At 62.3% G+C, this 11,894-nt stretch carries 6 protein-coding genes; 2 read left to right on the top strand and 4 right to left on the bottom strand.

Going from position 1 to position 11,894, the window contains the following annotated elements:
• Positions 1-134: 134 nt before the first annotated feature.
• Together T370_RS0109420 and T370_RS0109415 are read right to left on the bottom strand one after the other, a co-directional pair.
• Positions 135-4,580, bottom strand: coding sequence for a translocation/assembly module TamB domain-containing protein (locus T370_RS0109420; RefSeq protein ID WP_029435574.1), 4,446 nt, complete (start codon positions 4,578-4,580; stop codon positions 135-137).
• A complete protein-coding gene (locus T370_RS0109415; protein WP_237912507.1) occupies positions 4,580-6,664 on the bottom strand; it encodes an autotransporter assembly complex protein TamA in 2,085 nt (694 codons plus the stop codon). The genes T370_RS0109420 and T370_RS0109415 overlap by 1 nt, the downstream gene beginning before the upstream one ends.
• 516 nt (positions 6,665-7,180) lie before the next feature.
• Between T370_RS0109415 and T370_RS0109410 the strand changes: the two genes are divergently transcribed.
• Positions 7,181-8,533 (top strand): alanine/glycine:cation symporter family protein, encoded by a 1,353-nt coding sequence (locus T370_RS0109410; protein WP_029435572.1) that lies wholly within the window; start codon positions 7,181-7,183, stop codon positions 8,531-8,533.
• Between the two features lie 187 nt (positions 8,534-8,720).
• A complete protein-coding gene (locus T370_RS0109405; protein ID WP_005028491.1) occupies positions 8,721-9,251 on the top strand; it encodes a ferritin-like domain-containing protein in 531 nt (176 codons plus the stop codon).
• Between the two features lie 331 nt (positions 9,252-9,582).
• Here T370_RS0109405 and T370_RS0109400 read toward each other — a convergent pair whose 3' ends face one another.
• Positions 9,583-10,095 (bottom strand): class I SAM-dependent methyltransferase, encoded by a 513-nt coding sequence (locus T370_RS0109400; protein WP_009733308.1) that lies wholly within the window; start codon positions 10,093-10,095, stop codon positions 9,583-9,585.
• Between the two features lie 189 nt (positions 10,096-10,284).
• A complete protein-coding gene (locus T370_RS0109395; RefSeq protein ID WP_009733307.1) occupies positions 10,285-11,808 on the bottom strand; it encodes a sigma-54 interaction domain-containing protein in 1,524 nt (507 codons plus the stop codon).
• Positions 11,809-11,894: the final 86 nt, after the last annotated feature.

The following is an 11,894-nucleotide window of genomic DNA, read 5'->3' as shown; positions in this document are numbered from 1 at the left end:
AAACTTTCTGAAGAAAGTCTCTCCTCCCCCTCCCCAAACCCCACCCTCTCCTCTTCAAAGACTTTTGTGTTTATCGAATCCCTGTTCAGAGTTTTCAATATGTTAAAAGATGAAGCACTCTTCTTTTTCCGTCCTCAATAATCCTTCTTCCAGTTCAGCCCCACTTCGGAGCCCTGGGGCGTGGAAACGCCTTCGAGGTTAAGGTTGGGGGCAAGCTCGATTTCAACGCGGACGCCGCTGGCATCACCGTTCATCCCCTGCTCTAGGCCGACATAGACGTTGTCCATGACATACTTGCCCACCTCAAGGGATGGGATGGAGTCCTCCTGTGCGCTGGCCCCGCTGTTCTGTCCCGGAGGCTGCAACAGGCCGGCATTGCGGCTCGTCTGCTGCTTCGGCCCGTTCTGCATACTCCCGAACCGGAGCACGTCGAAACCGAGCGTGTCGCGCACTTCGCCGAGAACCCCCATGCCGCCGGAACCGAACCCCGACAGCGACGCGAGTTCGGCGGCAAGCTGGATCGCCTCCATGCGCCCGAGGCTGGATGCGCTCTGCCCGAACAGCACCTGCGCCACCACTTCGTCCTGCGGCAACGGAGGCTGGCTGGACAAGGTCAGCGTCGGAGACGAGGCCGGGCCGCTTACGGTCGCTTCGGCGGTGATATTCGCCGCCGCGTAGGTGACGAGCACGTTGAGCAGCGGATCGGGCGGCGTGGCCCCGCTGAACTCGACGTCGCCCCGGCTCAGGGTAAACTGCTTGCCAAGCAGGCTGAACTGCCCCCGGATGGAATTGATGGACCCCGTGACCACGGGATTCGTCGCGGGTCCGGAAACCTGAAGGTTGCCCTTCCATTCGCTCTCAAGCCCCTTGCCGCGCACAAAGAAACGGTTCGGGATGAGCACATTGACGTCAAGTTTCGGCCCGGATCCGGAGGAGGAAGCGGTGCTCTCCTCCTGCCCGGCCTCCACGACGTTCAGCGTCGGGATGCTGGTGCCGAATGAGCTGACGATCTGGAACTGCCCCTTATTGACGGTGATGGCCGCGCGCACATCGGGCGACGTCGCCGGCCCGACGATGTCCGCCGTGCCCGAAAGGGTGACGGAAAGATCGTTGCGGTGCAGCGGGGCAAGCTCCTTGATCGTCCCATGCAGCGAAAGGGGCAGGCCGGACGCCAGCGGACCGACGGTTCCGTTGACGTTGATCGCGCCGCCCTGCCCGTCCGTAGCGGAAAGGGACAAACGGGACATCCCTCCGGACTGGAGAGACGCATCAAGGTTGATGTCGGACAGGGCGAGGCCGAGAAGGATCTCTTCGAAGGCGGCCTTTTCGATCTTGAGCGACGCGGAAAGCTCGGGAGCGGACAGCGAGCCGGACAGCGTGGCATTGAGGGAGCCTTGCCCGGTGAGGCTGGAGTTGGCGAGCGGCACGAACCGCCACAGCGACGCCAGCGAGCCCTCCCAGTTGACGTTGCCGGAACACGGCTTGTCCAGCGCCGGGGACGGCACGCCGGACGCGGAAAAACTCAAGGGCAGGGAAAGCGTCCCTGTGGCCGGAGAGGTCCCCATGCCGTCCGTCTTCACATTGAGGACAAGGGCGGAAGACCGGAGCGTGCCGTTGATATCCACGGCGGCGGGGGGCATGTCGCTCTCCGGGAAGGCGATGTTCCTGAGGGACACGTCCAGCGTGCCCCTCGGCTGCGACGGCGTGCCGGACAGGGCGATGGCGGCGTTGAGCAGGCCGTCGGGCACGGGCACGTCCGTAAACAGCCGGGCCATATTGATGGCCACGTCGCGCAACCGGGCCTCAAGGGCGAGCTTGCGCCCGTCAAGGCTCCCCAGGGCCGTCAGCGTGCCCTGCGGCAGCACGGACAGATCGAGGTTGTCCACGGACAGCCCGTTGCCGAAGGCAATGTTGACGGGCCGATTCAAACGCACGCCCACAAGCGTCCGTTTCCGCCTGTCCGTGAACGTGAGGCGTTCCACCTGCGCCTTCTGCCCGGCAATGTCGAGCGCCAATCCGATGTCGGCGGACGTCTTGCCCTGGAGGGCCACGGACGCCTGAAGCCTTTTCAGAGATCCGGACACGTCGATCTTGCCGCTCCGCCAGCGGAAATCGGACGCGGAGCCGTTCCCAAGGGAGGCGGACAGGCCGATCCCCTGCTTGCCGAACAGGTCATCCAGCCGAAGATTGCCCTTGAAGGTGCGCATGGAAAAAAACGAACCGGCACTGAGCGCGCCGAACGACCAATCCGCGGCAAGCTGCTGCGTTTTGGCCTGCGAAAAAGACACGTTGGCAACCGCTGCGGAACCATCCAGGGGCACGCCGGTAAGCGAGGACAGCGCCGCCCAGTCCGTGACCGCCAGCCGGAACCCGCCGTCCAGCCGCCGTTTGGCGGGCAGGGCGTCCAGCGTGCCGGAGAGCGCTATGCCGGGGGCGTCGAGCTTGGTCTTGTGCAGGCTGAAACGGTCAGCCGCGAACTGCCATTCCGTGGAAAAGCGCAACGGCGCGCCAGCCTGCAGCGCCTTGATGGACGCATCCCTCAGCGTGGCGGAAACATCGAGCGTACCCTTGCCGCCCGCAGCGCCGACGGACGGCGTGTTGAGGCGCACGCGCAAGCCCTCCAGCGTGGCCGTCTCCACGCCCAGATGCGGGCTGGCAAGCGTCAGTTCGCCGCCGGGCGAGAGCAGCGGCCCGGAAGCGCGGAGCTTGAGCTCAAGCGGGCCGGACAGGGAGGGAGCTATCCCCTTCAACGAAGACAGCGCGAGGGACAAGGCCGCATCGAGTTTCTTGCCGTCGGTGGAAGCATTCCCCTTGCCGCTGATCTGACCGGCTTTGAGCGTCAGATCGCTGACGGAAGCGGAGCCGGATTCCGGCTGCGCGCTGAACGATGCTCCAAGCGAAGCCGTCTCGCCCACCGTATCCTGAAGCGGGGCAAGCCCCCAGCGCATATCCGCGAGCTTGAGGCTCAAAGTCCCGGCAAACGGCGATGACGCATCGTCGCGGCGCACGTCGGCTTTCAAGCCTACCGTGCCCGCCAGTTCGCGGAACGGCGAATCCGTCAGCAACGCCGCCACGGGCGGGAACTGCGCCAGCCTGCGCAGCGAAGGCATATCCAGCCGGAGCGCCGCCGCAAGTTTGCCCGTCGCCGTTTCCAGCGAAGCGTCGCCAGCCAGAGCGAGCCATTCAGACTCCACGCGCAACGCCTTCACCCTAAGCGTTTCCGCCGTTTCGGAGGCTTCAACATGCAACCTGATCGGCACTTCGCCGGAGCGTTCGCCGTCTTTGCCGTTTTTTGCGGCCTGATTGGCGGACATGGCCTTCCGGACAAACGGGCCGCCGAGGTTCACGGTCGCATCGGCCGTTACGGAAGGCTCGGAAAGCAGGGACCGCACGGCAAGCGTCCACGAAGACGCCACGTCCAGACGGGCATCCGGCTGCGCCGCATCCAACACGATTCCCGGCACCGAGGCTTTCAACACCAGCCCGGGCGCATCCAGCGTTCCGGACAGCGCGGCCTCAAGATTCGCCGAAGCCAGCGGCAGCCCGGCCTGCGCCTCACCCGTCAACGCGGCGACAAGCCGCATCAACACATCGGGATCGCTCAACAAAACGGACAGATCGCCGCCGACCTTCGCATCATCGAAAAAGAGCCCGTGCCCGGTAACCAGCCCGCCCGGCACCTCCGCCATCAGCTCGGGCACGGAAAACCGAGCGCCCGCCAGCGTCAGCAACAACCGCAGCGAGCCCTGTTCCGGGGCATCCTGCGCCCCCTGCGCCTCGTCTCCGCCATTTCCGGCAGCGCGAGGGACGGCAAGCCGCAGATCCAGCCCCACCCCCGCGTCGGGCCGCTCTTCGGGCTGCGGGCGCTTTACGCCGTCCGACAGCCAGTTTCCCTCGTTGCCGAGGTTCAGGGCGCCGGAGAGGGCCAGCAACGGCTCAGCCGCCCCCCCAGCCTTCTCAATTTGCGGACGGTACAGCGTGGACTCCAGCTCACTCCGGAAATCCGTCAGCGGACCGGAGCCTTCCAGCGTCGCCTCAATGGGGATCCCCGCCACGGCCTGCCCGAGCCGGAACCGCTCGATGCGCAGTTCTCCGACCGTCGCCAGCTTCAAATACCCCGCAATGTCCGAAGCCAACGGCTGCAGGAAGGAGGGCCGCAGCAGCTCCAAGGGATCGGACGGCGGAGGCGGCGGATCGGCTGGCGGGAACTCAGGCACGCGCGACATACTGGCATTGAGGACTCTCAATTCCTCCACCAGCAGATGCCCTCGCAGCAACGCACCGGCACCGATGCGCAGCGTGGCTTCGGGCACGTCCAGCCAAACGCCCTGCCCGTCCGCAAGCCGCACATCCCGCAGATGCAGAGAAAACGGCAGCGGGCCTTCCAGCGAGCCGAGCTGAGCTTCAATACCCACATTTTTCAGAACGGAAACAGCCGTATCCGCGATCCAGCGCTCTCCGGGCTGGGTGCGCAGAAACGCCATGCCCCCGGCAAGGGCAAAAAACAGGACAAGGACAAGCCCGAGCAGGCTCCAGCCAAGGATGCGCCCGGCGCGCCGAAGGGAGGGAGGTACGGTCATCAGAACGCCTGCCCTATGCTGAGGTAAATCTGGAACGCCTTGTTGTTGTCGCGGTCCTGCAACGGCGTGGCTATGTCGAGCCGGATGGGGCCGATCAGCGTATAATACCGGAAACCAAGGCCCACGCCCCACGAAAGATCGCGGCCCCAGTCGGGCATGGTGGTCTCATAGACCATGCCGCCATCCACGAACGGCACGATGCCGAACGACTCGGTGATCCTGAACCGGGCCTCAAGGCTCACGTCCGTAAAGGAGAGCCCGCCGAGCGGATCGCCGTTCCTGTCATGCGGGCCGAGCGACTGGTACTTGTAGCCGCGCACCGAGCCGCCCCCACCGCTGTAAAAACGCAACGAGGCCGGAATATTCCGGACATTTTCGCCAGTGAGGCTTCCCGCGGCGGCGCGTCCGGCGAGCACAAGCCGATCCCACCCCGGAGACCAGTAGCCGCTGGCGTCCAGCCGGGTGCGCACGGTAGTCAGAGGGCCGTTGAACGTGCCCGTATACGGCGTCACCTCGAGGGTCACCCGCGTCCCGGTGGTCGGGTTCAGCAGGCTGTTGGTCGTATCCCGGCGCACGGACAGGGGAAAACCGAGCAGGCTGTACGTCCGCCTGCCCCGGTAGTTGTCCTTGAGGCTCCCCGCTTCCACCGAAACGCGCGCGCTGGCCCACCAGTTGCGCCAGTCCTTGCGGAAGCGCCGCTCAAGGCCCGCCGCGAAAGACAAGGCACTCTGGTCGTAGGCGTCGGTCGTCTCGTTGATGGCCCACGCCTCGCCCACCAATGCCTGATCCCGGATGCCGAAGGCCGGTTTGCGGAACGAGGCGTTCAGCGACTGCGAGTCTTCAGAAATGGGGGCGGTCACGCGGAGCTGTTCCCCGCCGCCGAACAGGTTGCGGTTCTCCCACGCCCCGCGCACGCCGAAACCCGTATCCGTCGAATACTGCAAGCCGCCGCTCACGGTACGCGGCGGCGCATCGCGCACGGTAAGGCTTACCGGGGTGGTCCCGTCGCTCGTCATCCAGATCGGCATGTCAGAGCCAGCCGCCTTCTTCCCGGTTCCCCCCGCCGGAGGGTCTGCCGGAGGAGCCGGGGAAGGTGCATCGGGAGAATCCCCCAGAGGCAGCTCCGAAAAACCGGCCTCGGCAAGCGATCTGTCCGTCCACCCCGCCGCCTTCGCCTGTTTGGGGGAAAGGCGGGCGGGTTTCATATCAATGGCGCTGAACAGGCCGGTTTCCTGCAACGTGGTCCTGTATTCCTTCAACAGGTCGTCGTTCCAGTACTGCCCTTCAATCCACGGGCTCAGCTTGTTGAGATAATCCTCGTTGACCGCCGGAGCGCCGGGCGCGTCGGGGTTGTCGGCCGGCCTGACGTTCTCTTCCTTGATCAGCACCGGCCCCATGCGCAGGAGCGGACCGGTTTTGATGAGCACGTCCGCTTCAAGGGTATGCGTGGAACGATCGATGACGTACCGGGCCTTGCCCTGTTCCGCGAGCGGATAGCCCGCCTTGCGCATGGCCGTCACCACCGAGGTAACGGCGTTGAGCACGGTCTGCGCCTCGGCGGGGCTTCCTTTGGCGAGCCCGAACGCCTCCAGCGTGTCAGGAGCGTTTTCCATAAAATCGATGCCACGGACGGACTCGGGCAAATCCTTGTCCACAGGTTCGCCCGCTGGCCCGGTGCGCTCGTAACGCAGCTTCGTCGGCCCCATCACATACCGCTCGCCGGGCCTCAGCGTGATGGAGGCTTCCGGGGGCTGCGCCTCCCAATTGATGTGGTGGCGCACCGTACCGTCATAGTACCCCTGCGAATGCAAAATCTTGCGGGCCGTTTCCACATCTTCGAGGGCCCGGCGCTCAAGCCCCACGCGGCTGTCGGGGAGATCGTCATGTAGCCAGACAAGCTGGCTGTTCTCCCGAAGTTCCGAAACAAGATCGCCGTTCTGCGGGTCGGACTGGAGCTTTACGCTGTAGCGTATCGTCTTTTTGGCGGGATTGGGAGCCTCATCGGTCATGGGCTGCAGCGTATCCTGCTTGTTCCCCGAACCGAAAATGCAGCCGGACAACAGCAGGCACAGGGCGAATCCCATTGCATACGCACGGATCGCCCCATTCCGGAAAACAGAACGGACAGCCTTGCGGCACCATGGACAAAGTACGGATACGAGCATGACGGCATAATGAATTCGGGAGCAACGGACGTCAAGATGATAATCTCCACGGGCAGGAGCGTGTCCCCCGCACAAACGGGTTCCCCTTTTCCGTTCCCACTTTGGACCTTTCCCGCAATCGATTGCGTAAAAAAGGAAACTGGAGCCAACCCTCTGTCGACAAAAAAGATAAAGCCATTCTCCCCTCATAGCCTCCCTCACAATTCAAACTTCTTTTTATATAACTATATCAATATATTAAAAAATACACTTTCGTTTTGCACAGTTTTTTCTCCCCGTTCTAAAAAAATCGTCTGTTTACTTATACTCAACAAAGGCTTAGACGGTTTAGAATAGCAAAAGCGTCTTTTCCGTCCGGGAAGCCGCGCTCGCCGGAGGAGGGCGGGTACGGTCACGACGCCGTAACCTTCGATTTGCAGGAGAATGTGTCCCGTGATGGAACAGTTGACCAAAATCGTGTCCGAAATCAATGGATTTCTGTGGGGAATGTACTGCCTGATTCCGCTGTTGTGCGGCGTGGGCATTTACTTTACCCTGAAACTGGATTTCATCCAGATCCGCCGTTTCGGCCTTGCCGTTAAGTCGACATTCGGCGGACTGACCCTGCACGGCGAACGGGCCGGAAAGCAAGGCATGAGTTCTTTTCAGTCCCTCGCCACCGCCATCGCCGCACAGGTGGGCACAGGAAACCTCGCGGGCGCTGCGACCGCCATCGCCATGGGCGGCCCCGGAGCCATCTTCTGGATGTGGATCGCGGCCTTCTTCGGCATGGCCACCATCTTCGCCGAAGCCGTGCTCGCCCAGACCTACAAGACCACGGACGATCAAGGCCATGTCACCGGCGGCCCAGCCTACTACATCTCAAAGGGCCTCGGCAGTAAAAAACTGGCGGCCTTTTTCTCCATCTCCATCATCATCGCGCTCGGGTTCATCGGCAACATGGTCCAGTCCAACTCCATCGCCGATGCCTTCCAGACCGCCTTTTCCCTGCCTCCGCTGCTCATCGGCGTAATCATCTCCGCGCTCGCCGCGTTCGTGTTCTTCGGCGGCATGGGGCGCATCGCCGCCTTTACCGAAAAGGTCGTGCCCATCATGGCGGCCCTCTACCTGCTCGGCGGGCTTATCGTCCTGTTAGCCAACGCCTCCCACATCATCCCGGCTTTGAAGATGGTCTTCGTGGGCGCGTTCGATCCCGCCGCCGCCACGGGCGGCATCATCGGCGCGGGCGTCAAGGAAGCCATGCGCTACGGCGTGGCCCGCGGCCTGTTCTCCAACGAGGCGGGCATGGGCTCCACCCCGCACGCCCATGCCGTCGCCAAGGTGAAGTATCCCGCCCAACAGGGCTTTGTCGCCATCGTCGGCGTTTTCGTGGATACCTTTATCGTGCTGAATATGACCGCCTTCGTCATCTTCGTGACCAACTCCATCGACGGCTCCACCACCGGCATCGCCCTGACCCAGAAGGCTTTTGAAAGCGGCCTCGGGTCCTTTGGCATCACCTTTGTGGCAATCTGCCTGTTCTTCTTCGCTTTCTCGACCATCATCGGCTGGTATTTCTTCGGCGAGCAGAACATCAAGTACCTTTTCGGCACCAAGGGCACGACGCCGTATCGCCTCATCGTCATGGGCTTCATCGTGCTTGGTTCCGTGCTGCAAGTGGACCTCGTGTGGGAGCTGGCCGACATGTTCAACGGCCTTATGGTCCTTCCCAACCTCATCGCCCTCATCGGGCTTTCCAAGATCGTCAGCATGGCGCTCAGAGACTACGACGCGAACAATCCCCGCTGACCCTCCCGCAGCCCAAACGCCAAAGCCCGTCGGAACAACCGGCGGGCTTTTTGCATTGTTCCGCCCGGTTACGGGAGCGTATGAGAGTTTTCAACGCTAATTCATTATAATCATTGAAGACAACATCTGCCTGCCGCACACTGAAACCAGTTCAGGAGCATAACACCCTTCAGTGAGGATACAAGGAATGACACAGGAAGCCGCCAAAAAAGAACGCGTGGCCAAGGTTATTGAAGTGTTGAACAAGGCTCGGAGCATGGAACTGTATGCCGTGCATCAGTACATGAACCAGCACTACAATCTGGATGACCTGGACTATGGCGAATTCGCCAGCAAGATCAAATTGATCGCCATCGACGAAATGCGCCATGCCGAACAGTTTGCCGAGCGCATCAAGGAATTGGGCGGCGAGCCGAACAGCGAGCTGTCTTCCAAGATCACGAAAGGGCAGAAGGTTATGGACGTATTTCCCTTCAACGTGAAGGTGGAAGACGACACCATCGAGACCTACAACAAGCTGCTGGAAATCTGTCGCACCAACGGCGACAGCGTGAGCGCCCGCCTGTTCGAACGCATCCTGGATGAAGAACAGGTCCACGACAATTATTTCTGCAACATGGCCAACCACATCGAAACGCTTGGGAATACCTATCTCTCCAAGATCGCGGGCAGCGACTCTCCCGAAATTCCGAGCCGCGGCTTCGTCGACGCCGAATAAGCCCTCTCCCCGGAGCGCCTTCATCCCCTCCGAAGGCGCTTCCTTCCATACCCCTCGCAAAGAGCCCGTGCCGATTGCTCCTCCTCGGCACGGGCTCTTTGTATTGAAAGATTGGAGGGGGAGGGGGAACCTTTCTGAAGAAAGGTTCCCCCTCCCCCTCCAAACCTCCCCCTTCCCCTCCCAAGACTTTCGACCTTATCGAATCCCTGTCCGCAGCTTTCCAGAACACATATGTCTATCTATTATATTGTTTTTACAAATAAAAAACATTCCACAACTGAACATGTGTCCCCAAAAGGACGTGTCCCTCCCCTCCCCAATCTTCGCATCTTCACCGAACACGCGCCCCCGCCTCCCGGCGAAACCGGAAAATGCGGGCGGGCGGTACGTTGTGCCATACCTGGCTGGAACCGATGCACCGGAAGCCGTCCTTGAGAAAGGCGTTCGCCTTGCGCCACGAGTAGGTGTACTGGATGAGCAGGCCGCCTTCGTGCAGCACTTCAAACATGGCGCTGATGATCTGGTTACGGACGCGCTCATTCAGGGAAAGAAGGGGCAGGGAGGAAACGATGCAGTCCACCTGCCGATCTCTGGGGAGACAGTCCGCAAGCCAGCGGGCGTCCGCCTCAAGAATCGCCAGTTGCGGGAAACGCTCCCGCAATAGGCTCACCATAACCGGGGACTGCTCCACCACAACCAGACGCCGGGGAGCAATGCCCGCATCAAGCAACTGCCGGGTCACTGTCCCCGTGCCCGCCCCGAGTTCAACCACCAGCCCGTCACCCTTGCGGGGAGCGAAGGCGGCCATGCTCCGGGCAAGGGGCATGCCGCTCGGGCATACCATGCCAACACTCCGCGGTGAACGTACCCATGCCCGGACAAACGCCGAAGAGGTGTCCATCCACTGGCGAAACGACCGAAAAGCCGGAATCGGAAAAAACATGCAGCAAACCTCGCGCTGTGTCATCGCATGGTATTTATGAAACACCAGTAAGACAGGCTTCGTCCATGATTTCCGTCCACTCTAAGCGGATCAGGGAGCCCCCCTGCGGAATGCCTTGTAGCCGAGGCCGAATTTCCGCATCCTCAAGCCCATGACCCGTTCACTGATGCCGAGCGCCTGCGCGGCATGTCCCATGTTGCCGCGATGTTCCTGGAGGGCCTCGGTAATAAGCTGCCGCTCCAACTGCTCAAGCGCATCGGGCAGCGTCCCCCGCAACGAGCACAGCGCGCAGGGGGCCTGCATGGCGGGCGGAAGGAGATCCGGGCGGATCAGGCCGTCCGTGGTCAGGATGACGGCCCGCTCGATGACGTTTTCCAGCTCCCGGATGTTGCCGGGCCACGAGTGGGCCAGCAGCAGCGCCTCAGCCTCGGGCGCAACCCGGAGCCCCCGTTTGCCTATCTTATGGCCATACTTTTCAAGGAAGTTCTCGACGAGCAGAGGAATGTCCCCCTGCCGTTCCCGCAGTGGAGGCATCGAGACGGGAAACACGTTCAGCCGATAATACAGGTCCCTGCGGAACAGCCCGTCCTTGACCATCTGCTCGAGATTCCGGCTCGTGGCCGCCACGACGCGCACGTCCACCTTGCGGGTTTCCATGCCGCCGAGCCGCTCGAATTCCTGCTCCTGCAACACGCGCAGCAGCTTGACCTGCGTGGAAACGGCAAGCTCGCCGATCTCGTCAAGGAACAGCGTGCCGCCGTCCGCTGCCTCGAAACGGCCTTTGCGCATACCGACGGCCCCGGTAAACGCCCCTTTTTCGTGCCCGAAAAGCTCGCTCTCGATAAGCCCTTCCGGCAAGGCCGCACAATTGATCTTGATGAAGGGATGCCCGGCACGCGGGCTGCCCGCATGGATGGTGTTGGCGGCAAGCTCTTTGCCCGTGCCGCTCTCGCCGAGCAGCAGGACCGTGGCGCTGGTCGGGGCCACCTGTGCAAGCTGCGTCAGGACGGCCCGCAGCCCCGGCGAGCGCCCCACGAACATTTCCGGGCGGGACCGTTCCCGCAAGACGTCCAGCAGGCGCCGGTTTTCCTCCAGCATCCGGTGGCGCTCCTGCCGGTTCTTCACGGCCTTGGAAATCAGCGAAGCCAGCACGCTCAAAAGGCGCATGTCCTCTTCGAGCGCTTCGGAGGCCGCGAACAGCCTGTCGGCGGACAGCGCACCGATGACCCGGCCTTCCATCTTGACGGGCACGCAGATGAAGGAAACCGCCTCTTTGCGGCTGCGGCTTCCGGTCCGGTTCAGGAACAGCGGCTCCACGAGCACATTGGGGATGACCAGCGGCTTGCCGCTTTCGATGACCTTGCCGGTGATGCCCTCGCCGAGCTTGTAGCGGCCCTTGCTCTGCGCCTCCGCCGACATGCCGTAGGCGGCTTCAATGGCGATCTCGCCGTGCGCCTCGTCGAGAAGCGTGATCACGCCGCGCATCATGCCGGTATGTTCGGCCATGACCTCAAGCACGGTTTCGAGATTGTCGGACAAGTCGGAAGCGCTGTCCAAAATCTGCAAGACCTCGAACAGCAGACGGAGTTCCTTGACCTCATTACGGACCTGCACGAACCGACTCCTTAGCTTGAAAAAAGCGGAGGCGAGAGCCTTTCCGGAAAAGCCGCTCCTCCCCCACGCCCTTGCCCGCCTTGCAA

Origin of the sequence: Bilophila wadsworthia ATCC 49260, assembly GCF_000701705.1 — a bacterium.
GTDB classification, from domain to species: domain Bacteria; phylum Desulfobacterota; class Desulfovibrionia; order Desulfovibrionales; family Desulfovibrionaceae; genus Bilophila; species Bilophila wadsworthia.
Note: the sequence above shows the minus strand (reverse complement) of the source record. Positions and strands in the feature narration are given on the sequence as shown.

Coding starts and splice junctions, on each gene's coding strand:
- T370_RS0109405 (WP_005028491.1), top strand. CDS start 8,721: ATGACACAGGAAGCCGCCAAAAAAGAACGCGTGGCCAAGGTTATTGAA.
- T370_RS0109400 (WP_009733308.1), bottom strand. CDS start 10,095: ATGGTATGCCCGAGCGGCATGCCCCTTGCCCGGAGCATGGCCGCCTTC.
- T370_RS0109420 (WP_029435574.1), bottom strand. CDS start 4,580: ATGACCGTACCTCCCTCCCTTCGGCGCGCCGGGCGCATCCTTGGCTGG.
- T370_RS0109410 (WP_029435572.1), top strand. CDS start 7,181: ATGGAACAGTTGACCAAAATCGTGTCCGAAATCAATGGATTTCTGTGG.
- T370_RS0109415 (WP_237912507.1), bottom strand. CDS start 6,664: ATGGGATTCGCCCTGTGCCTGCTGTTGTCCGGCTGCATTTTCGGTTCG.